21 protein-coding genes are annotated in these 20,385 nt (G+C 60.0%); 12 read left to right on the forward strand and 9 right to left on the reverse strand.

The genetic code is table 11. The features are described 5' to 3' along the window. Positions 1-5 precede the first annotated feature (5 nt). The 4 genes from thiL to ACP7CJ_RS13415 all read left to right on the forward strand — a co-directional run bounded on the left by thiL (position 6) and on the right by ACP7CJ_RS13415 (position 2,944). Positions 6-971, forward strand: a complete 966-nt coding sequence (gene thiL, locus ACP7CJ_RS13400) for a thiamine-phosphate kinase (protein WP_426100518.1) — start codon at positions 6-8, stop codon at positions 969-971. Positions 972-1,113: 142 nt separating this feature from the next. Then, a complete protein-coding gene (ribA, locus tag ACP7CJ_RS13405) occupies positions 1,114-1,731 on the forward strand; it encodes a GTP cyclohydrolase II (RefSeq protein ID WP_276195054.1) in 618 nt (205 codons plus the stop codon). Then, positions 1,728-2,147 carry an MFS transporter gene (locus ACP7CJ_RS13410; protein ID WP_276195053.1) on the forward strand — a complete coding sequence of 140 codons (420 nt, stop codon included), beginning with the start codon at positions 1,728-1,730 and terminating at the stop codon, positions 2,145-2,147. The genes ribA and ACP7CJ_RS13410 overlap by 4 nt, the downstream gene beginning before the upstream one ends. Beyond that, positions 2,144-2,944: a cobalamin-binding protein gene (locus ACP7CJ_RS13415; protein ID WP_426100520.1), complete on the forward strand. Its 801-nt coding sequence runs from the start codon at positions 2,144-2,146 to the stop codon at positions 2,942-2,944. Before ACP7CJ_RS13410 ends, ACP7CJ_RS13415 begins: the two co-directional genes overlap by 4 nt. A 28-nt stretch (positions 2,945-2,972) precedes the next feature. On the opposite strand, the gene ACP7CJ_RS13420 is transcribed toward ACP7CJ_RS13415, so the two are convergent. The 9 genes from ACP7CJ_RS13420 to ACP7CJ_RS13460 all read right to left on the reverse strand — a co-directional run bounded on the left by ACP7CJ_RS13420 (position 2,973) and on the right by ACP7CJ_RS13460 (position 11,948). After that, a complete protein-coding gene (locus tag ACP7CJ_RS13420) occupies positions 2,973-4,865 on the reverse strand; it encodes a TonB-dependent receptor domain-containing protein (RefSeq protein WP_426100522.1) in 1,893 nt (630 codons plus the stop codon). Positions 4,866-5,004: 139 nt separating this feature from the next. Continuing rightward, complete coding sequence (gene dxs / locus ACP7CJ_RS13425) at positions 5,005-6,900, reverse strand: 1-deoxy-D-xylulose-5-phosphate synthase (protein ID WP_426100524.1); 1,896 nt, start codon at positions 6,898-6,900, stop codon at positions 5,005-5,007. 110 nt (positions 6,901-7,010) lie between these two features. Next, a complete protein-coding gene (gene ispA / locus ACP7CJ_RS13430; RefSeq protein ID WP_426100526.1) occupies positions 7,011-7,898 on the reverse strand; it encodes a (2E,6E)-farnesyl diphosphate synthase in 888 nt (295 codons plus the stop codon). Continuing rightward, complete coding sequence (locus ACP7CJ_RS13435; RefSeq protein WP_003176346.1) at positions 7,895-8,137, reverse strand: exodeoxyribonuclease VII small subunit; 243 nt, start codon at positions 8,135-8,137, stop codon at positions 7,895-7,897. The genes ispA and ACP7CJ_RS13435 overlap by 4 nt, the downstream gene beginning before the upstream one ends. Before the next feature lie 139 nt (positions 8,138-8,276). Further along, the gene (locus ACP7CJ_RS13440; protein ID WP_276195048.1) at positions 8,277-8,891 is read right to left on the reverse strand and encodes a helix-turn-helix transcriptional regulator; all 615 of its coding nucleotides are present in this window, start codon (positions 8,889-8,891) and stop codon (positions 8,277-8,279) included. A gap of 57 nt (positions 8,892-8,948) precedes the next feature. Continuing rightward, positions 8,949-9,917, reverse strand: a complete 969-nt coding sequence (locus tag ACP7CJ_RS13445) for an ornithine cyclodeaminase (RefSeq protein ID WP_426100528.1) — start codon at positions 9,915-9,917, stop codon at positions 8,949-8,951. A gap of 120 nt (positions 9,918-10,037) precedes the next feature. Continuing rightward, a complete protein-coding gene (locus ACP7CJ_RS13450) occupies positions 10,038-10,409 on the reverse strand; it encodes a MerR family transcriptional regulator (RefSeq protein ID WP_276195046.1) in 372 nt (123 codons plus the stop codon). Continuing rightward, positions 10,348-10,992, reverse strand: coding sequence for an NAD(P)H-dependent oxidoreductase (locus tag ACP7CJ_RS13455; RefSeq protein ID WP_276195045.1), 645 nt, complete (start codon positions 10,990-10,992; stop codon positions 10,348-10,350). The genes ACP7CJ_RS13450 and ACP7CJ_RS13455 overlap by 62 nt, the downstream gene beginning before the upstream one ends. 83 nt (positions 10,993-11,075) lie before the next feature. Beyond that, complete coding sequence (locus ACP7CJ_RS13460; RefSeq protein WP_247404830.1) at positions 11,076-11,948, reverse strand: WYL domain-containing protein; 873 nt, start codon at positions 11,946-11,948, stop codon at positions 11,076-11,078. Between the two features lie 119 nt (positions 11,949-12,067). On the opposite strand from ACP7CJ_RS13460, the gene ACP7CJ_RS13465 reads away from it, so the two are divergent. The 8 genes from ACP7CJ_RS13465 to ACP7CJ_RS13500 all read left to right on the forward strand — a co-directional run bounded on the left by ACP7CJ_RS13465 (position 12,068) and on the right by ACP7CJ_RS13500 (position 20,300). Next, complete coding sequence (locus ACP7CJ_RS13465) at positions 12,068-12,325, forward strand: hypothetical protein (protein ID WP_276195044.1); 258 nt, start codon at positions 12,068-12,070, stop codon at positions 12,323-12,325. A gap of 197 nt (positions 12,326-12,522) precedes the next feature. Next, positions 12,523-13,644 (forward strand): YcjF family protein, encoded by a 1,122-nt coding sequence (locus tag ACP7CJ_RS13470; protein ID WP_426244288.1) that lies wholly within the window; start codon positions 12,523-12,525, stop codon positions 13,642-13,644. A 98-nt stretch (positions 13,645-13,742) separates the two neighbouring features. Beyond that, on the forward strand, positions 13,743-14,870 hold the full coding sequence (locus ACP7CJ_RS13475) for a GTPase (RefSeq protein WP_426100532.1): 1,128 nt from the start codon (positions 13,743-13,745) through the stop codon (positions 14,868-14,870). Between the two features lie 41 nt (positions 14,871-14,911). After that, positions 14,912-15,724, forward strand: a complete 813-nt coding sequence (locus tag ACP7CJ_RS13480) for a GTPase (protein ID WP_426100534.1) — start codon at positions 14,912-14,914, stop codon at positions 15,722-15,724. Between the two features lie 3 nt (positions 15,725-15,727). Beyond that, positions 15,728-16,144, forward strand: a complete 417-nt coding sequence (locus ACP7CJ_RS13485; RefSeq protein ID WP_276195039.1) for a hypothetical protein — start codon at positions 15,728-15,730, stop codon at positions 16,142-16,144. A gap of 102 nt (positions 16,145-16,246) precedes the next feature. Next, positions 16,247-17,953, forward strand: a complete 1,707-nt coding sequence (locus ACP7CJ_RS13490; RefSeq protein ID WP_426100536.1) for a GTPase — start codon at positions 16,247-16,249, stop codon at positions 17,951-17,953. Continuing rightward, positions 17,953-19,500 (forward strand): GTPase, encoded by a 1,548-nt coding sequence (locus tag ACP7CJ_RS13495; RefSeq protein ID WP_426100538.1) that lies wholly within the window; start codon positions 17,953-17,955, stop codon positions 19,498-19,500. The genes ACP7CJ_RS13490 and ACP7CJ_RS13495 overlap by 1 nt, the downstream gene beginning before the upstream one ends. Positions 19,501-19,580: 80 nt before the next feature. Beyond that, positions 19,581-20,300 carry a hypothetical protein gene (locus ACP7CJ_RS13500; protein WP_276195036.1) on the forward strand — a complete coding sequence of 240 codons (720 nt, stop codon included), beginning with the start codon at positions 19,581-19,583 and terminating at the stop codon, positions 20,298-20,300. Positions 20,301-20,385: the final 85 nt, after the last annotated feature.

The raw sequence follows: 20,385 nt of genomic DNA on the forward strand, positions 1-20,385 counted from the left end.
CCTGAATGGGCGAGTTTGAGCTGATCCGCAAATACTTCGCCGCCGCGCCCTGTGCGCAGGGCGGCGAGGGCATTGCCCTGGGGATCGGCGATGACTGCGCCTTGCTGGCGCTCCCCGCCGGGGAGCAGTTGGCAATCTCCACCGATACCTTAGTGGCCGGCGTGCATTTCGCCGACCCCTGTGATCCGTTCCTGCTCGGCCAGCGCTCGCTGGCCGTGGCAGTGAGCGATCTGGCCGCCATGGGCGCCCACCCCGTTGCATTTACCCTGGCCCTCACCACCCCCACCGTCGATGCCGACTGGCTGCAACGCTATGCCCAGGGTTTGAACGCCATGGCGCAGAACTGCGGTGTGGGCCTGGTCGGCGGCGATACCACGCGCGGGCCGCTGAGCTTGACCATGACCGTGTTCGGCCGCGTACCGGCCGGCCAGGCGCTGACCCGCAGCGGTGCGCGGCCGGGTGACTTGCTGTGTGTGGGCGGTGAATTGGGCAACGCGGCGGGCGCCCTGCCGTTGGTACTGGGCCAGCGCAGCGCCGATGCCAGCATCGCCGATCCGCTGCTGGCTCATTACTGGTCGCCGCAACCGCAGTTGGCCTTGGGGGTGGCCCTTCGGGGCAAGGCGACGTCTGCGATGGATATCTCCGACGGGTTATTGGCCGATTGTGGGCATATCGCCAAGGCATCGGCTGTCAGCCTGCTTATCGAGCGCCAGACGCTGCCGTTGTCCCAGGCCTTGCTCGCGTTTGTCGGCGATGACGCGGCGCGGGTGGCGGCCTTGAGTGGGGGCGACGACTACGTGTTGGTGTTCACCCTGCCGCCGGCCGAACTCGCGCCGTTGCTGGCGGACGGCTGGCCGGTGCATGTGATCGGCCGGGTCGAGGTGGGGCAGGGTGTGACACTGCTCGACGTGAACGGGCACGACATCACCCCGGCCATTCGCGGCTATCAGCATTTTCGCGAGACGCCCTGAGCCAGTGTTCTGGCTTGCATAGAACCGAGACGAAGGCCAATCGAACCGATTGATCTTTATCAGCGATAATTCAGCTTAAGCGTCTGTAGGAACGTGCTGTTACAATGCGTGCCTCTGTGAAATCTGAAATCAGGAGCACACGGTGCCCGTCGTTTTCGTCGCTGCTTCCAAGCTGCCTACCCCTTTTGCCTCGTTCACCATGCATGGCTTCCTCGAAGAAGCCAACGGGCGCGAGCACGTTGTGCTCAGCCTGGGCGATATCGCCGATGGCGCGCCGGTGCTTGGCCGCGTCCACTCCGAGTGCCTCACCGGTGACGCGCTGTTCAGCCAGCGCTGCGACTGTGGCTCGCAACTGGAAGCCGCGATGCGCGCCATCGCCCATGAAGGCCGTGGCGTCTTGCTGTACTTGCGCCAGGAAGGTCGTGGTATTGGTCTGCTGAACAAAATCCGCGCCTACGAGTTGCAGGATGGCGGCGCCGACACCGTCGAAGCCAACGAGCGCCTGGGCTTTGCCGCTGACCAGCGTGACTACGGCATCTGCCTGCCGATGCTGCAGCACCTGGGCGTGAAATCCCTGCGCCTGATGACCAACAACCCGCGCAAGGTCAAAGCCTTGACCGAGATGGGCATCACCGTCGCCGAGCGCGTGCCGCTGCACACCGGGCATAACCCGCACAACAAACTCTACCTGGCCACCAAAGCCAGCAAGCTCGACCACATGATGGGCAACGAGCATCAGGGCGAGGTCGACCGCGCGTGACCCGAGGCCAGGTGAAACGGCGATTGACCTTCAATTGGTGGCAATACCTGGCGCTCGCGTTGCTGCCTTTGTTCGTGATCAACCTGGTGTTCGGTCGGGCCGAGCCGCTGTTGCCGGTGCTGGCCATGCCGTTCTTCATTGCCGGCGTGGCCTCGATGTTTCTCAGCCTGCGGTATTTCCATGGCTATAAACATGCGTTGATCGCCACGTCCAAAGCCCTCGATACCGCCGAGGAACCGGCAGCCTGGCTCACCCTTGCCGCCCGTCGCCGCATGGCCTTGCTGATTGCTGCCGTGCCGGCGTGGATTGGCGCGCTGGCGGTGTTTGTCGGCCTGGAAGCGGTGCCGTTGTTTTTGCTCGTGCTGTCGACCCTGGTGTTGTTTTACCTCTACCGCATCCCGCGTCAGTTGGGATGAGGCTTCGCTGGCTGGCGGTCCTGCTGCTGGCGTTCGGTGCCCAGGCGCTGGCGGTCGAGCGGGTGGTCAGCCTGGCGCCGTCGCTGTCGGAAATCGTGGTTGAACTGGGCGCTGCCGACCTGCTGGTGGGCGTGCTCGACGGCGGCGATCGGCCGGTGGCGCTGGCGAAGGTGGCGTCGGTAGGTCGCTATGGGCAATTGAACATCGAGCGTTTGCTCAGCCTCAAGCCCGACTTGATCCTGCTCTGGCCCGGCAGTATCGGCCCGGCCCAGCGTGAACAGTTGCAGCGCCTGAATATCCCCGTCTATGTCGCCGAACCCCACAACCTCGAACAACTGACCCACCAGGTCCAGGCCATCGCCGAGCAACTGGGGCGCGCCGACGCCGGCCGGCAATTGTCTGCGCAGTTGCGCCAGCGCCTGGCCGAGTTGCGCCAGCGCTATCAGCGTGCCGAGCCCTTGCGGGTGTTTTACCAGGTGTGGAGCCCGCCGCTGTACACCGTGGGCGGTGGGCAGATCATCAGCGATGCGCTGAGTGTGTGCGGCGCACGCAATGTGTTCGACGACCTCACGCTGCCCGCGCCGCAGGTCAGCATCGAGTCGGTGTTGCAGCGCAATCCCGAGGTGATTCTGGCGGCGGATCAACCGCAGTTGGATGCCTGGAAAGCCTGGCCGCAGGTGGCGGCGGTGGCGCAGGGGCGGTTGCTGTTGGTGCCGGATAAAGGCCTGGAGCGGCCGAGTGGGCAAATGTTGGAGGCGTTGGCGCGGTTGTGTCAGGTGATTGCGCCGAACCGCTGAGGCAATCGCAGGCAAACCGACGTTTCGATCAGAGCGCCGGCGTCCAGGTCACCCCAACCTTCCACACCCGGCCTTCTTCCCGGTAATCCTGATTATTCAGAAACGCCGGATCGTCATAGCTGTAACGCGCCCGTGCGTAAGTCTTGTCCAGCAGGTTATCGACGTTCAGCGACAGCGCCACCTCCCGACTTACCGCCCAACTGCTGCGCAGCCCGAGCAAGGCATAACCGCTCAGGCGATTGCGATTGGCTTCGTCGTCGTAGCTGCTGCTGATCGCCTGCCAGCTCGCGCCCACGCCGAGTTGATCGAATTGTCGATCCAGGTCCAGGCTTAGGGTGCGTCGCGCGCGGCGGGCCAGGGTGTGGCCGCTGTCGCGGTCACGCGGGTCGATGAACGAGACACCCAGGTTGCCCTGCCAGCCAAACAGCTCCTGCTTGAGCGCGCCTTCAAAGCCATTGATCCGCGCCGCTGCGACGTTTTGCGGTTTGCCGCCGTCGAGGATGATCGCGTCGCTCAAGTCGGTGCGGTACAGCGAGGCTTCCAGGCGCGTGCGGTCGCCGAGTTGGCTGCGCCATTGCAGCTCGTAACTCTTCGACGTCTCGGGCTGAAGGTTGGGGTTGCTGTACTGCGTGTCCGGGTAATAGAGGTCATTGAAGGTCGGCGCACGGAAGCCTTCGCTGTAGCTCAGCAGCACATCATTGTCGGGATTGATCGGCACGGTGAGGGTGCCGCTCCAGCTGTTCTGGCTACCGAACTGTTGGTTCTGGTCATGGCGCAGGCCCAGTTCGGTGGAAAACCATTCGCTGTGGAAACGATGCTGCACAAACGCGGCGCGGTTCCAGCGGCTGTTTTCGGTGAAGGTGGTGGAGCCGTGGAAGCGGTCTTCGTACCAGTCACCGCCGAGGATCAGGCTGTTGCGGTCATTCAGCGTCAGGTCGTTCTGCCAGTTGAGCGAGTCGCGGTAGGTGTTGAACACGCTGAAGTCATCGCTGAGGGTGTCGCGCTTGGTATCGCGGTTCTCGCTGTGGCCCAGTTCCAGGCGCGATTGCCAGCGCTCGGTGAGCTTGGCGTCGACATAGCCGCTGGCGCTGCTCACGGCGTAGTCGGTGTAGGGTTTCTGGCCGACGGTCTGCATGGTGGCGACGTCATAGCGGCCGAAACTGTTGTCGTACTCCGACTTGCCGCGGCTATCCAACAGATTGAAACCCGCTTCGAGCTCGTCACTGAAACTGTGGCTGAGGTTCAGGCTGACGGACTGGTTGCGGTAGGCATCATGGTCGCCATCGCTGGGAAACGAGGTGCGCGTCGAGTTGATGCCGGCGGTTTCATCCAGGCTCGCGCCCAGGTTGAAGCGCGTGTGTTCGTCGCCGCCGGACAGCCCGAGGCTGCGTTCCCAGCTCTGGTGGCTACCGAAGCCCAGCTTCAGGCGCGGCTGCAGGCCCTGTTCGGCATTGCGCCGGGTGAACACCTGGATCACCCCGCCTATCGCATCGCTGCCGTAGATCACCGAGCGCGAGCCGCGCAGCACTTCGACCCGCTCGACCTGATCGACGTTGAGGTACTGCAGGCCGCTGTCGCCGGAGGTGGTGTTGGCAATGCGCTGGCCGTCCACCAGCACCAGGCTTTGCGCGGACTTGGTACCGCGCAGGTAGATGCCCGGCAAGCTGCCACGGCCTCCAGTGGGCGCCACTTGCACGCCGGGCACGCGGCTGAGCAGGTCGGTCAGGCTGGTGGGTTGCAGGCGGTCGATGTCGTCGCGGGTGAAGACGGTGTTGGCGGCGCTGCTGTCGTTGCGCGCCTGGACCTGGCGGTTGGCGCTGATGACCACATCGGGGAGTTTAAGCGCCTGGTCGCGGGTGTCGGCGAGCAGGTCGGGTGTGGGCAGAAGCAGCAAGGGCAGGACAAAGCGAAGGTGATTCATGGCTGTCCACAGCGTTGAAAGTTGGCACAAAAACAATGTGGGAGGGGGCTTGCCCCCGATAGCGGTGTACCAGTTAACGTATCTGTCACTGACCCACTGCCATCGGGGGCAAGCCCCCTCCCACATTTTGATCCGGTTTCTACAGGCCCAGCAGCGCCATACGTTTGCGTACCGAAGCCTCGATCCCGGCTTCATCCAGGCCGCACTCGGCCAACATCTGCGCCGGCTTGGCGTGTTCGACGTACATGTCCGGCAAGCCCAGATGCAGCACCGACTTGAGGATGTTCTCGCGTGCCAGAAACTCGCTGACCGCCGCTCCGGCACCGCCCATGATGGCGTTTTCTTCGACCGTCACCAGCAATTGATGGCTAGCGGCGATCTCGCGTACCAGGGCTTCATCCAAGGGTTTGACGAAACGCATGTCGACCACGGTGGCGTCGATCTTCTCGGCCACTTTCAGGGCTTCGGCCAGTTGCACGCCGAACACCAGGAATGCGCTCTTGCTGCCTTGGCGTCGCACGATGCCTTTGCCGATTTCGATCGGCGCCAGGTCTTTTTCGATCACTGCATTCGGGCCGTTACCACGCGGGTAACGCACAGCGGCCGGGCCGTTGTACAAGTGGCCGGTGCTGAGCATCTTGCGCAGTTCGTTTTCGTCGCTCGGCGTCATCACCAGCATGCCGGGGATGCAGCGCAGGTAGGACAGGTCGAAGCTGCCGGCGTGGGTTGGGCCGTCTTCGCCAACCAGGCCGGCGCGGTCGATGGCGAACAGCACGTCGAGGTTCTGCACCGCGACGTCATGCACCAGTTGGTCGTAAGCGCGCTGCAGGAAGGTGGAGTAGATCGCCACCACCGGCTTGGCGCCTTCGCAGGCCATGCCGGCGGCGAACGTCACCGCGTGTTGCTCGGCGATGGCGACGTCGAAGTAGCGCAGCGGGAAACGCTCGCTGAATGCCACCAGGTCGGAACCTTCCTTCATCGCCGGGGTAATCCCCACCAGGCGCGGGTCGGCGGCGGCCATGTCGCACAGCCACTCGCCGAACACCCCGGAATACTTCGGCCCGCTGGCCTTTTTCGGCGCGGCGGGGGCGTCCAGGGGGTCGAGCTTGGTGATCGCGTGGTAACCGATCGGGTCGACTTCCGCCGGCGCGAAGCCTTTACCTTTTTTGGTGACGATGTGCAGGAACTGCGGGCCTTTGAGGTCACGCATGTTGCGCAGCGTGGCGATCAGGGTCGGCAGGTCGTGGCCGTCGATGGGGCCGATGTAGTTCCAGCCCAGCTCTTCGAACAGCGTGCCGGGCACCAGCATGCCCTTGGCATATTCTTCGGTGCGGCGGGCGATTTCCCACGCGCCGGGCAGGCGCGACAGCACTTTCTTACTGCCTTCGCGCATGCTGGCGTAGGTCCGGCTGGACAGGATCTTCGCCAGGTAGTTGGACAGCCCGCCGACATTGCGCGAGATCGACATGTCGTTGTCGTTGAGGATCACCAGCATGTTGGCGTCCACTTCTGGCGCATGGTTCAGCGCTTCGAAAGCCATGCCGGCGGTCAGCGCGCCGTCACCGATCACCGCAATCGCCTTGCGATCACTGTTTTGCAGGCGCGAAGCAATCGCCATGCCCAGTGCGGCACTGATGGAGGTGCTGGAGTGGCCGACGCCAAAGGTGTCGTACTCGCTCTCGGAGCGGCGCGGGAAGGCGGCGATGCCGTCCTTCTGGCGCAGGGTGCTCATGCGCTCGCGACGGCCGGTGAGGATTTTATGCGGATACGCCTGATGGCCCACGTCCCACACCAGCCGGTCGTCCGGGGTGTCGAACACGTAGTGCAGCGCGATGGTCAGCTCGATGACGCCCAGGCCGGCACCGAAATGCCCACCGGTCTGGCCGACCGTGTAGAGCAATTCCAGGCGCAATTCATCGGCCAGGGTTACCAGCTCGGTTTCACCCAGACGCCGCAGGCCGTCCGGCGTGGCAGCACGGTCGAGCAGGGGCGTGGACGGGCGTTTGCGGGGAATCTCTTGAAACGTCGTGGGCATCAGGCGAATCGTTATAGGTATAGAAGAGGCGGCAGTTTACCTCAAGCATCGCAAACTGCCCACGCGGAGCGCCGAACTTGACTGATATGCGGCCGTAATGGCCGCTGTTATCAGTAGCGACGTTCGACGATGTACCGCGCCAGGTCACGCAGGGGCTCTGCCGCCGCGTCGAAAGGTCGCAGGGCGGCCAGGGCCTGGTCGCGCAGTTCCAGGGCGTAGGCCTTGGCGGCATCCAGCCCGAGCAGCGCAGGATAAGTCGGTTTGTCCCGTGCGATATCGGCACCCTGGCGTTTGCCCAGGGTGGCGGTGTCACTTTCTACGTCGAGAATGTCGTCCTGCACCTGGAACGCCAGGCCGATGGCCCGGGAGTAGACCTGCAAGGCCGCCAATTGCGCGGCGTCGGCACGACCACTGGCCAGGGCGCCCAAGTGGACAGAGGCTTCGATCAGGGCGCCGGTCTTGTGCCGGTGCATGTGTTCGAGTGCCGGTTGATCGAGCTTCTGGCCCACCGAACCAAGATCGATGGCCTGGCCGCCAACCATACCGGCGGGGCCTGCGGCCACCGCCAGGGCAGTGACCATGCGCAAGCGGATCTCGGCGTTCACGCTGCTCAAGCTCGGGTCCAGCAGCGCGCTGAACGCCAGGCTTTGCAGGCCATCGCCGGCGAGAATCGCGCAGGCTTCGTCAAAGGCTTTATGGGTGGTTGGCTGGCCGCGACGCAGGTCATCGTCGTCCATCGCCGGCAAATCGTCATGCACCAGCGAATAGGCGTGAATCAACTCCACCGCACAGGCCGCGCCATTGGCTTGTTCGGCGGGCGCGCCGAGGGCTTCGCACGCCGCATACGCCAGCAACGGGCGCACACGCTTGCCGCCATTCATTACGCTGTAGCGCATGGCCTCATAGAGACGTTTGATTTCGGGGCTTGGCGCAACAAACAAGGGCTCCAGCGCCGCATTGACCCGGGCTTGGCTACTGGCCTGATACGCGTCGATCATTCCGGCTGTTCCGCATCGAAAGGTTCTTCGGCCAACTCCCCGTCGCGTTCCAGCAACACCTGGACCTTCTGCTCCGCCTGCGCCAACGCGCTCTGGCAGTCACGGGTCAGGCCGATGCCTTGCTCAAACGCGGTCAGCGAGTCTTCCAGCGACAACTCGCCGTTCTCCAGACGCTCGACCAGGGTTTGCAGGTCGGCGAGGGATTGTTCGAAATCGAGTGCAACTTTTTTGCGGGCCATGGCGGCTATTCCGGTAGACGGTAAACCGGCGCGACACTAGCAGACATGGGGGATGGGGGCAAATGAGCGGGGGGGGCAGACGACCCGGTCATCGCCTGCTGTAGGCTGTGCAACAGGGGTGAGCCGATTGTGCGCTCGCCTATGACTGCGCCGCAGCGGCACGCAAATAGTTATACACACTGGCCCGGGAAATCTTGAAGTAATCGCCGACGTATTCGACAAAATTACGCACGTCCAGCAAGCCGTGCTCCCGTGCCTGTACCAGCACCTGGATGATTTCCCCTCGACCGAAATCGGCGGGTTTCAAATGATTCGCGGCGGCGAGGGTTTCGATGATCTCATTGAGTTTTTCCCGCCAATCGCCACTGAACAGCGATTCTGGGCGCACTTGGGACTGCTGGCCTACGGCAAAGCCGCTGAGCAGTTTTTGCACGTGGGCCAGTGCGGTTACATCGAAGTTCAGGCACAGCAAGGCGTTGGGCTCCCCGTTTGCCGCGCGGGCGACGAGGGAGATTGAACGCAACTGACGGCTGTTGAGGCCGGTCTTTTCATACGGCCCGACTACGTCGGGTCCGGCATCCAACTCAGCCAAATCGGTGATCAGCGATTCATCCCCGACCTTACGTCGGGAAAATCCATTGGCGATGTGGGCAATGCGCCCGCTGCTCAGGTCGTGTACCACGGCTTCCAGGTCCGGATAGAGCAGGGCGGCGATGCCGTCGGCGGTTGCCTTGATGAACGCGATATCGACCATGGGTTAACCGGGCACAGGGAAAGGAACGGTGATTGTACGCAGGCGTCCGAACAGTTGTCAGTTCACGGCCTGCATGCGCTGCACCGCGAGGGTGGCCAGTGCGATGTCCTGAGCGGCCAGGCCGGTCAAGTCGGCAATGGTCAGGTCGTCGTCGCTGAAACGTCCGCACGCCTTGCCGGCCAGCACATGGCCGAGGGAAACGTCGGCGTGGTCGCTGATCAAATGGGCCCGTACTGCGTGGCTCATTTCGCCATGGTCGACGCATTGGCTGCGGTCATCCGTCATGAGCACGCGTGCCCGTTGCAGCAGTAGCGGGTCCAGTTCCTGTTTGCCAGGGCTGTCTGCACCCAGGGCGACAATATGCGTGCCTTTACGGACCACGGCGGCCGGCACGATTGCCTGGGTCGACGGCGTGCAGGTAATCACCAGATTGCACTGTGCGAAAACAGCCTCAACGTTGTCGGCTGCTTGGGCCTTGAGCCCCTCTTGAGTCAGCGTCCTGGCGAGATGTTGTGCCTTGTCAGGGGCGCGCGCCCAGATCACTACACGTTCGATTTCCAGTAGTTCGCAGGTCCAGCGTGCCTGCAGTTGCGCCTGATGCCCGCTGCCGATTATCCCTAACGCGCTCACCCGCCGAGGTGCCCCGGCCCGCGCAGCCAGGGCGCCGGCGGCGGCAGTGCGGCAACTGGTCAGCCAGCCTTCGTCATTGAGGACGGCGCGGGTCTTGCCGGTGTGAGAATCGAACACCAATACCAGGCCATTATTGGTCTCCAGGCCGCGGGAAGGATTCTCGTAAAAGCCCATGGCCAGCTTGACCACAAACACCGAACCGTCTTTCGCATAGCCGGACTTGATATGACAGTCCCCCGGCGGGTTTTCAAACAGCAACACCCCCGGCGGCGGGGCCACGATGCGGCCGTCGGCGTGGCTGATCAATGCCTGTTCCACCGCGTACAGCATGTCTTGGCGCGATAGCGTGGCGCGTAACGCACTGAGCCCGTAAACCGCCAGTGGTGCCGCGCTCATCAGGCACGCTCCCACGTGGAAAAGCAGGTTTTGAGATTGAAATTCGAGGGTGTGGCCATGGCGCGTTCCTGACGATCAGCGGGGCGAAAGCGCGACACTAGCCTGATTTATATTTTTTGTCTAATTTGTATTTTCTGTGTAATTATCGTTTGAGTGTTTAAGCATTGCGTCAAACTCGGCCAGCCCCGCCTGCATCTTCTGCAGTGCCGTCATTTGCCGCGCCAGCTCCTCTTGCTTGCGAGCAATCGCCTGGCTCGCGCGCTCCCAAGGCAGCGCGTCGCCCTGGTGCCCCTGCAAAATGGCCTGCAGCTCCTTGAGCTTGAAACCCAACTGCTGAGCACATTTGATCACCATCAGCCGCTCGACACTCTGTGTCGAATAGACCCGATAGCGCCCCTCTCTCTGCGGGGTGGGCAGCAGGCCGATCGCCTCATAGTGACGAATCGCCTTGATGGTCGTGCCCGACAGTTGCGCGGCTTTGCCGATGAACATGAAAACGCCCTTTTTCAAATAATCCGCCGGCCCGCGTCAGCCAGCGATTGCGCTGCGCGGACGTGGAGCCCAGCACCGGGCCGAGCAACAAGGTCTTGGTCACCGTGATGCCGCAAAACTCCAGCGTCGTCTTGCGCATCTGATGGATGCCCGGCATGCGGTAGAACCAGCGGTAATACCACGGCGGCGTGTCCATGGTCACCAGTAAGTGCGCGGTTCGGCCATGCAGCAGTTTGTCAGGAAATGCCTTGCCTGCACGGTACTTGAAGGCAAAGCCGGGTAGGAAAACTCTGTCGATGAAGCCCTTCATCAAGGCCGGAATACCGCCCCACCAAATCGGGAAGACAAACGCCAAATGGGTGGCCCAAAGGATATCTTCCCGGGCGCCGAGTAAATCCGGCTCCAGGGCTTGAATGTCGTTGTAGCCGTTATGCAGGACAGGGTCGAAAGCCAGCGCGCCCAGCCGTAGGACGCGTACTTCATGGTCAGCGTTTGTTGCCGATTGGATGTAGGTGTCTGCCAGCGCCGAACAGAAGCTGGAGCCGCAGGGGTGACCGAGGATGACCAGAATGCGCTGAGCCATGGTGGCGAGTCCTGAAAAGGGGCTTGCAGAGTAGGGGCTGCCGTATAGGGGAGAGTCAAGCGGCGGCGGCGCTGCAGCATCCGTTAGTCATAGAGCCACGGTCTCAAGTCCTTGAGGTTCGTCACCACAATCTGTTGTGCTTCAGGGTTTGGGTCCAGGTTGCGTGCATCAATCTGATAACGCTGCAGGACATACTTCACCAGCGCCCTGCGGCTGGGCACAACGAGCTGGCCGTCAACCATGCCAAAGTCGGTTTCGATGATCGCCTTTTGTGCCGCGCTCAAACGCCCGTCGGGCGCGATGATCACGGGTGTTTCGGTGTTCCAGTCATCGTCCAGCGCCTGGGTGTTCTCTGATACGTCCAGCAAACCAGGCTCGCCCCGCAGCCGGCTCAACACAAAGTCCCGGTACTCTCGATTCTTCTCACAGTACGCGCGCACGTGCCAGCGCATGCCGGTGTAGACCAGGGTGTGTGGTGCGATCAGGCGGATATCGACCTGGGGCGAATTCAGCGACACATACTCGGTCTCCAGGCGCAGGCCATCGCGGCAAGCCTTCAACAGAGGGCGCAGAATTTCCGGGCGGATGGGCCGATCCGGAACATCCAGAACCTTGGTATGCGCGTAGGCCAACGCCAAGCCATCAATGTGGGGCGCGCGTTCGTGGTTTTGATAAAGCAGGTGCAAATAGGCGCTCGCGCTGTCGTCGATGAACAGCGGCTTGAACGTTTTGCTTGGCACATAGCCCTTTATTTTTTTGTCATATGTAAGGTTTTTAGGCGCATGTTCGGTGATGTACGTATTGATGTCTTTGGAGGCCTGCTGACGGCTGATACCAAAGCTCTGGATCAAGTGGCCCGTGGTCAGCCGGCCCTCCCACCAGACAACGGTTTCGATCAAACGATAGCGAAGTGCCAGGTCCCAGCGAACCTGTTCGATGGATTGCTTGCGTTTCATACCCTCTCCATGTGCGCGAATACTTTACCTGTATAAGTCTACATTCTAGACCTGTCGTCTATCACTACATATCGTGTGGCTGTCGTTTAAACAAATCGAACACACCCAAGGAAGTACACATGACTATGGCAGAAGCAGTGTCGACAGGGGCGCTGGTAGTGCTGGGGAGCATCTTGCTGGTCCTCCTGCTGCAATACTTGCGGCTGCGTGAACTCTGGAAAATGGCGCTTAACTGCCGCAGAGACGCACGCTGGGGGCGGATCTGGGAGGCTGAGAACCGGGAGCTGCGTTCTGCGCTGCGCGCTGAGAAGGCGCATATCAAGCAGTTGCAGAGGAAGGTGGGGATTTTGCAGGGGGTGATTGCGCAAGGAGAGTAGGGGCGGGATGTCTTGCTCATTGATATTCGGACGAGAGCAGGCGTCTTGAACCCCGATACCCGTAGGAGCCTACGCTTGACACGGATAGTGGCAAAATGCGATTGAGGCTTAAGAATTTTGGATCCAGGGCGAAAACCTTTTTTAGCGCGCACGTTTGCGAGCGTCGCGCAGTGACGGAGAAAAGAACGATGGCAAGTATGGAAGCTCAATTGGAAGAGCAGTTCGATAAGGAAATGGCTGCGGTCAAACGCCCGAACCTGATGATTGTCGGCGGCACCGGTGTTGGAAAGAGCAGCCTGATCAATTATATCTTCGGCAAAACGATTGCCGAGGTCGGTACCGGGCAGCCTGTCACTCGGGGTTGTCATCGGTACGAAGATGCCAACATCCCTTTGGTCATCTTTGATACCGAAGGTTACGAGGTGACTGAAGGCGGGCCTTCGGCAGGCAATTTTCGGGAAAAAATCATTCCCGAGATCATTCAGCGCAAATCCAAAGTGCTGGATGAGCACATCCATCTCATTTGGTACTGCCTGAGCGTGGCCAACCACCGCGTTACCGATTTTGACCTGGAAAACTTGCGACTCATTACCGGCGAACTGGATATCCCGGTGGCTGTGGTACTCACCCAGTGCGATGCCGAGCCCGTCGACGACGAAGGTCGCGGTGAGACTTCCCAGGCGTTTCGCAAAGTCCTGCGCGAGCATGGTGTTCATTGTGAGGTTTTTGAGACCTGTGCAAATAACCCCAACCATGACCCAGAGCTGAAACTGGACCTTGAAAAGTTGATCGCCTGGTCGAGCGCATCGCTCAAGAACGATGCGTTGCGCCAGTCCTTTGTGGCTGCCCAGATCGCCTCGCTACCGGCCAAACGCAGCGAAGCGATGACGATCATCATGACCTACAGCGCCACCACCGCCGCCAGCGCCGGGCTTAACCCGGTGCCGATGTCGGACGCGTTACTCATTGTGCCTCAGCAGATGGCGATGGCCGCATCCCTGGCCAAGCTCTACGGGTTTGGCTCGATGGGTGAAATGGCCGTCAGCATGCTCAAGGGCCAGATCCTCAGCCTGGTGGGGCGCCAGTTGGCAGCCAGCCTGACCAAGATGATCCCCGTGCTTGGGCAGATCATTAACGCCGCTGTCGCCGGGGCTATCACCGGAGCGCTTGGCTTGGCCCTGGTCGAGGTCTATGAACGAGCCGTGGACGGCTACCTTAAGACAGGCAAGTCGCCGGACTGGGCCCGCCTCTTTTCTAACGAGCAGTTCATGCAGGCGTTCAAGATTGCGCTGGGAAAATGGGGCAATCAAAAAGCTTGAAGCTACTTGGCGCACTTTGAAGGCCGTGGCGAGAGACAGATCACGCTGTTTCTGTGCAGGTCTTCATCCCCTTTCCGCGGTTCAGGGTTTAGAGAGACATGGATCAGTTTGCGATCAACATCATCGTGCTGGGTAAAAGCGGCGTCGGCAAAAGCAGCTTCTGCAACTATCTTTTCGACCAGGCGGGTTTGTTTGAGACGGGCAGCGGCAAGCCCGTCACCTCCTGGGAGAAAAACTTCCAGTCGCACACCTTCGAGCATCAGGGGCACCTGTTGAATGTGTTCGACAGCGTTGGCCTGGAAGCTGACAACTATGAGCGATGGCTCAAACAGTTCGACAGTTTCATGCAGCAACGTCGCGCCCGCCCGATGGAGCCGGAAACCTGGATTCATGGCGCCTTTTATGTGATCAACGCCAGCTCGGCACGCCTGGAACCGGTGGATGTGAACCTGATCAAACGGCTCGGGCAGGATGCCAGGATTCCCCTGCAAGTCATCCTGACCAATGCCGACGTTGCGGGCGATAAGGTCGAGGCCCTCCAGCGAGAAATTCACCACCTATGCCCGGGTGTATCGGTGACGCCGCTGTGTTCGGTATCGGTACGCAGGCGTGGTGGCCAGTCGACGCAAGCCTTTGGCCGCGATGAAGTGCTTTCGCTCTACCTGGAACAGTCGCACGCCTTTCTCAGCAAGCGTCTGGCAGCGATGAGCTGCTTGAACTTCAAGGGTGTACTTCGCGAAATGCGCAATACGGTGGTTGCCAAGATAGAACAGGCCGACCTCAGCATTTTTAGAATCGCGGACCTCGATCTGGATACGGAAATCGAGTTGCCCGATTTCGATGAAGTGTTTTCCGATCTGAAAGGTTTCGATGACTACCTCTCATCCTTTGGTTTCGTGGGGGACTGGGAGACCAGCGATGAGCTGGAAAACGCAGTAACCCGTGTGTTTGATGACTTCCAGGGCGAGATGGAGAGCCGTTTCAAAGAGATCGAAGAAGGGTTCGAGTCCGATAGCCTCCTGCGCAAGGTGGGCGCGCTCTACGAAGCGGCAAAGATCATCCTGACCCTGAAGTCGACCATGATCGAATGGCTGGATGAAGGTTTTGGCCGCGTCCACACAGCACTCGATCAGCTTTTCATCAAATATGCCGAGGACGACAACTTCTTCGCCAGCCATCTAACGGGACGCGTCTTCATTCGCCCCAAACTGTTCGGCATTTTCTAAGCACGGACTGCATCAGCGCTATTTAAGGGAGAGCAGTAACCATGGGGTTCGATACGATTTATGCGGTGCTGCCGGATCAGGTGGCCGAAATAAGCCGCTTGCAGTACCTGTTGGCTGAAGCACGGTTGCCGGTTGTGTCGGTGATCGGCAAATACAACCATGGCAAGAGCTCCTTGCTCAACGCCCTCGTGGAGCGCGAGCAGTTCGCCGTGTCCGATGCTCGGGAAACAACTGTATTGAGCTACTTCGAGCATGAAGGCGTGAGGTGGTTGGACACACCGGGGTTGGATGCTGACGTGGCGCGCGAAGACGACCGCGAGGCGATGAATGGCGCATGGCAGCAATCGGATATTCGGCTGTTCGTGCATTGCGTTCGAGAGGGCGAGTTCGACCAAAGCGAAAGCGAGATGATTGATGCGTTGCAACGGGACGCGTCAGACAGTGGGCGTCAAACCTTGATCGTACTGACCCAGATCGAGCAAGTCGAAGAACAGGCCCTGGCCAATGTTCAGGCGAGCATCAGAAAACAGGCGCCAACGCTGTCGATCATCCCCGTCTCTGCCCATCGTTACCTTCAGGGCTTACAAAGCGGTAGTGCGTTGAAGGTGAAGAAGAGTGGCGTCAAAGCGTTGCGCCAGGCTTTGCAAACGGCATTGGACGATGTGTCGCAAACCCGTCTCGATGAAGTGTCGGCGCTGGGAGAAACCCTCGGTGGCCTCATCGATCAGGGCCTGAGCAACCTGCAGGCGCAGCTTGAACATCGGCAATCCACTCAGCAAGCGCAATTGACTGGGTTTATGGATGACTACAGGCAACTGCACAGCAAACTCCATCAACAACTCAAAGGGACCTGAGCAATGCTTCCACTATTTTTGTTGGCCGGTGCTGCAATCGCTGCCGTCGCTGCTGCGGTGTCCAGCAGTTCGTCTTCGTCTTCGTCCTCTTCCTCTTCTTCGGGGCCTTCCCGCGACTATGAACGTGAAGCGGCTGAGAAAGCGCACAAAGTAAAACTTCAAGCCAACACCGACGCGGCGGAGCGTCAGCTCAAGGCTTTCCTTCAGAGCAAAGGCATTGAAGTGACGGCCGTGCAGTTTGCGGCATTGATTAAGTCGATGATCAGTCAGCCGGATAGATACCCCAGCGAGACGCTGAAAAAAGCCTTCCAGCGCACCGCCTCCATGCGCGCCATCGATGCGCAAGTCAGCGCATTGGAGCAGCAGATTGCACAGCGCAGCCAAGCCAAGACCTTCCTTGACAGTTTGCCGATTGGCTGACTGCCTCTTGATACCGGTGTGACGCGTATTTGCGCTCGCACCGCCCCTTTTTGGACTCTCTGTTCGCGACTTCGAGTGGCGTTAACAGGCACAGGATTGTGTATGCAGGAAAAAGCATTTATCGACGCGCTCAAAGGGTTTGAATACCTGACCCAGCGCGTGGAAGCCGAAGAAAGTGAATTACGCGATTGGCAGGCTGCATTGACGCGCGCGCTGAGCGTTCAGCCATCGCTGGGCAAGCTGAACCGCGATGGCCACCTCGCACGCCAAGCGCAAGGTGTGCGCGAAGTGGTGCAGGTGTGCATTAACGATTGGGGTAAGTCATGGGCGCGCAATCAGCCGTCTGCCCAGCTTGCCGAAACCTTTGGCGACAAAGCTGTGATTCTGGTGTTCGGCAAGGTCAATGCCGGCAAGAGTTCGTTCTGTAACTTCATCGCCGAGCGCTTTGCCGCTCAGGGCGAAGCCGTTCAGTACTTTCATCTGGCGAACGATTCGATTGTCGACCGTGATGAGCCGTTCGCCGAAGGCGAGACGGAAACCACGTCGCAGATCCAGGGCATTCGCCTGGGTCAGAAGTTGATTCTCATCGATACGCCCGGCCTGTTGTCGGTGACGGGGGTCAATGGCGAACTGACCAAACGCTACACCGACAGCGCCGATGCGGTGCTGTGGTTGAGCAGCTCCACGGCGCCCGGGCAGGTGCAGGAGTTGGCTGAACTCGAAGGTGAACTCAAGCGTAACAAGCCACTGCTGCCCATCATCACCAAAAGCGACTTCTTCGACGAGGATGAGGTGCCGGGTCAGGACGAACTGGTCAAGGTGCTGCGCAACAAGACTGCGGCAAACCGCAAGATGCAAGAAGAGGATGTGCATAAAAGGGCTGGCGAGCAGCTCACCAAATCCCACCTCGACGCGGCACTGCTTAAGCCGGTTGTCGCTGTTTCCGTGCGTTTTGCCCGCGTGCACGCATCGCAGGCGGATGCCTTGGACGCCGCAGGTTTCGAGCGCCTGTTCCAGCAATTGCAGCTGACTGCGCAAGAGGCTCGAACCTACAAAGAAGGCAAGGCGACGCAGTTGATGATCAGCCATCTGGAGAACAACGTACTGCACAGTTTGCGCAGCACGGTGCTCCCCCAGTTGGATGAACTGCGCAATGCGACGCGCGCTGCGGTTCATGGCCTCAAGGTGCGTAACGATCAGATCGCCTCAGCGGTGCTCGCCGATGTGCTGCTCAAACTGGGCGACCTGCTGGAGACCCACAAGGCTACGCAGGATGTTAAGGCGCTGACCCAGGATGTTAACGCGCTGTGCCAGGCCACGATCGAACATCACCTGACGCGGGAGTTGAAAGACTATGTCAATGAGCTCAAGGGTGCGCTGGTCGATATGTCCAGTGATGACATCGGCAGCTTCGAGGACCTTGGCGTTGACATTGAACGGGTGACCGGCCGAGGCAAACAAGCGGCGGCGGCGGCGAGCGCAAGTGCTATCGGAACCGCAATCGGCACCGCATTTGGCGGCCCGCTCGGTGCCCTTGCCGGTGGCCTGCTGGGTGGGATGATCGGCGGCGCCGTTGGCAAGTACATGGTTGAAACGGAGATGGTCCGGCAAGTCGTCGGCGTCAGTTATGCACGCCTGCATGCCAAGCTTGAGAGCGACCTGCGTGCTCGCTTGCCCAAGGCCGTTAACGTGGCGGTAGACACCTGCATCGAGTCGATCAACCTGGTGGAAGTCGAGGCCATGCGCCTGTTCGACATCATCGCGACCAGCGAACAGGACCTGAAGCAGTTGAAGGAGCGTATTGCGTGATGAACCCTTTTGAACACTACAAAACCCTACTCGCCAGCGCCTGTGGCATTGCTTCGCGCTACCTGCCAGATGCGTCCCAGCGTATTGAACAATTAGTCGAACAGATTGATGAACGCAAAGTACACGTGATGTTGTTCGGTGCCTACAACGCCGGCAAAAGTACGTTGATCAATACTTTGCTGGGTGAAGAGCGCGCTGTGGTTGGCGATATTCCAACCACCGATGCGGTACATCGCTACGATTGGGATGGGCATGTCTTGCTCGATACTCCGGGCATCAATGCACCCATTGCACACGAAGAAGTCAGCACAGAGCAGTTGAAACGGGCCAACCTGATTCTGTTCGTGTTGCGCCAGGAGGATCAGGACGCGCAAAACATAATCGAGCGTATTTTTGCCTTGATTGCCCAGCGTCGCCCGCTGTTCGTCGTGCTGAACTATGAAGACAGCGACCCTGCCGCTATCGATCGCATCCAGTCCAGCTTCTCTCTGACACTGCTCAACCATGCGCGCAAAAATGCTATCGATGAGCGCCTGGTTCAACAGTTGCACGTGATATTGATGAATATCAGAACGGCAAGTCGTGGACGCCTCGAGGGCAAGGCGAAACTGCTTGAGCACTCGGGTTTTGAAGCCTTCATCGTTCGATTCAAACAATGGCTGCAGCATTTCGACAGTGAGCAACAACTGCTCAAGCAAACCTTCGGAATTATCGAAAGGGCATTGCTGGCGCCAGTGGCCAACTGCATCGACGGCGAAACACCACACGCCCAGCAGTTAGGCGCGATCGATGCTCAGTTGGAGCATATGGCTCGTCAGCAGCAACAGCTGAAAAACAGCGCCAGGCATTTGGTGCGCCGTGAGATTCTCGCGGCACGGCCGGCCATCGAGGCCGCGCTCGATCAGTGTACCGATCCCGCGTCGTTGACCCGTGCATTGGAGGTTCAGGCGCAGGGCATTGCCGAGAAACTGCAGCAATGGCTGGAAGGCGAGTTGCAGAGCATGCGCAAGGCGCAAATCAACGAGTTGCTATCGGGCGCCGGGATCGACCCCAAGCTGTATTCGAACATCGAAGAAAGCGAACTGCTGGACAAGTTGTCCGGACCGATCTTCGCTCAGCTCAAGGGCATCAACCAGGATCACCTGACCTCGTTGCTGGTACTGGGCCGCAAACTGAAGATACCGATGTTGAAAGGCCGTTGGCTCTCGACCTTGCAGAAATGGGCGGGGCGTGCAGCGCCGGTGGTTCAACTGGTATTCGCCATTGCAGAAATTTTTATGGCCGCTCGCAGCGAAGACAAGGAGAACGAGCGCAACCACAGCCGTGCTCTTCAACGCATACAGTGGATTGAAGAAACAAGCGCCGAGGTGGAGAGCGCCTTGGTCCAAAGCGTCTGTGAGTTGATTGACCAACTCTTCCGCGAGCAGAGAAAACCTTACGAAGAGAGCCGTACCGCCTTGCAAGGCGCCGCCAGCCAACGTGAAAAAGACTGCAGCGACTGGCATGAACTGACGCGCACATTGCAGGCGCTGGAGTTCCCAGCTTGAACGCCTGAGTTGAATCAGCCTTTTCATCGTGACGCCGCCCATACAGGGCGGCTGCTTTTTTTGCAAAGGAATGACACTGCATGAATCGAATGTTTGTAAGCCCGTGGTTGTCGGTATCCCCCAACGGCCCGGTGACCTGTGCCCACCCCCAGGCACATGATTATGTGCATTTGCGCCAAGGCGAAATGGATGGCGCCTGTGGACCCTATTGCGTGGCGATGACCTTGATCGCGCTGGGCGTCATGTCTCGCGAGCAGGCTCAATCACTCGACACCTATGATGGCCGAACTCGACTGGGTCGCTTTCGCGAAAGCCTGCTGGCCTTCGGCGCTCTGGTGTCGGAAGGCACCGACGATTTCGATGTGAGCTGGCTGGTCGACGTGTTCAAGCGCGCCGGGGTTGTGACCGAAGTGCTGGATGCGGCTCCGCGACGACAAACGACCATCCGCAATATTGCCGATGCCGTCGACAACCGCAAAATCCCGATCGTTGGTGTCGATTGGGACGGTGGCCTGGCGGGGCATTGGCTGCTGGTTATCGGCTATCAGGGCTACCAGGCAAACGATGATGATGAATTACAAATCACCCACCTGCTGTGCCTCGACCCCACCAGCGACGCCCCACGGGTGTCACTCTGGAATGCGGTGATCGAAGTCTTCACCGAGGAAGGTAAATCAGTCAACGAAGGTCGTTACTACTGCCAGCACTGGGGGCCCAACGCCGCGCCGACGGCCTGCCGAATTGCTCAGAGTGTTTTGGTGGGGCTCGATAAAAAAGCGGAGTCCAACTATTTCTACTGAGTAAAGCGCGGGCGCCGCAACGTCCATAGCGGTATTTAACGAAGCAAGCCTGCTTTTTCAAGCAGGCCTATCGTTGACGGCGGTT

It is taken from the genome of Pseudomonas sp. PSPC3-2, from assembly GCF_049897085.1.
In the GTDB taxonomy this organism is placed as follows: Bacteria; Pseudomonadota; Gammaproteobacteria; order Pseudomonadales; family Pseudomonadaceae; genus Aquipseudomonas; species Aquipseudomonas paraveronii.

Excerpts from the sequence above, each read along its gene's own strand:
- thiL (WP_426100518.1), top strand. The coding sequence starts at position 6 with ATGGGCGAGTTTGAGCTGATCCGCAAATACTTCGCCGCCGCGCCCTGT.
- ACP7CJ_RS13415 (WP_426100520.1), top strand. The coding sequence starts at position 2,144 with ATGAGGCTTCGCTGGCTGGCGGTCCTGCTGCTGGCGTTCGGTGCCCAG.
- ACP7CJ_RS13420 (WP_426100522.1), bottom strand. The coding sequence starts at position 4,865 with ATGAATCACCTTCGCTTTGTCCTGCCCTTGCTGCTTCTGCCCACACCC.
- dxs (WP_426100524.1), bottom strand. The coding sequence starts at position 6,900 with ATGCCCACGACGTTTCAAGAGATTCCCCGCAAACGCCCGTCCACGCCC.
- ispA (WP_426100526.1), bottom strand. The coding sequence starts at position 7,898 with ATGATCGACGCGTATCAGGCCAGTAGCCAAGCCCGGGTCAATGCGGCG.
- ACP7CJ_RS13435 (WP_003176346.1), bottom strand. The coding sequence starts at position 8,137 with ATGGCCCGCAAAAAAGTTGCACTCGATTTCGAACAATCCCTCGCCGAC.
- ACP7CJ_RS13440 (WP_276195048.1), bottom strand. The coding sequence starts at position 8,891 with ATGGTCGATATCGCGTTCATCAAGGCAACCGCCGACGGCATCGCCGCC.
- ACP7CJ_RS13445 (WP_426100528.1), bottom strand. The coding sequence starts at position 9,917 with ATGAGCGCGGCACCACTGGCGGTTTACGGGCTCAGTGCGTTACGCGCC.
- ACP7CJ_RS13450 (WP_276195046.1), bottom strand. The coding sequence starts at position 10,409 with ATGTTCATCGGCAAAGCCGCGCAACTGTCGGGCACGACCATCAAGGCG.
- ACP7CJ_RS13455 (WP_276195045.1), bottom strand. The coding sequence starts at position 10,992 with ATGGCTCAGCGCATTCTGGTCATCCTCGGTCACCCCTGCGGCTCCAGC.
- ACP7CJ_RS13460 (WP_247404830.1), bottom strand. The coding sequence starts at position 11,948 with ATGAAACGCAAGCAATCCATCGAACAGGTTCGCTGGGACCTGGCACTT.
- ACP7CJ_RS13465 (WP_276195044.1), top strand. The coding sequence starts at position 12,068 with ATGACTATGGCAGAAGCAGTGTCGACAGGGGCGCTGGTAGTGCTGGGG.
- ACP7CJ_RS13470 (WP_426244288.1), top strand. The coding sequence starts at position 12,523 with ATGGAAGCTCAATTGGAAGAGCAGTTCGATAAGGAAATGGCTGCGGTC.
- ACP7CJ_RS13475 (WP_426100532.1), top strand. The coding sequence starts at position 13,743 with ATGGATCAGTTTGCGATCAACATCATCGTGCTGGGTAAAAGCGGCGTC.
- ACP7CJ_RS13480 (WP_426100534.1), top strand. The coding sequence starts at position 14,912 with ATGGGGTTCGATACGATTTATGCGGTGCTGCCGGATCAGGTGGCCGAA.
- ACP7CJ_RS13485 (WP_276195039.1), top strand. The coding sequence starts at position 15,728 with ATGCTTCCACTATTTTTGTTGGCCGGTGCTGCAATCGCTGCCGTCGCT.
- ACP7CJ_RS13490 (WP_426100536.1), top strand. The coding sequence starts at position 16,247 with ATGCAGGAAAAAGCATTTATCGACGCGCTCAAAGGGTTTGAATACCTG.
- ACP7CJ_RS13495 (WP_426100538.1), top strand. The coding sequence starts at position 17,953 with ATGAACCCTTTTGAACACTACAAAACCCTACTCGCCAGCGCCTGTGGC.
- ACP7CJ_RS13500 (WP_276195036.1), top strand. The coding sequence starts at position 19,581 with ATGAATCGAATGTTTGTAAGCCCGTGGTTGTCGGTATCCCCCAACGGC.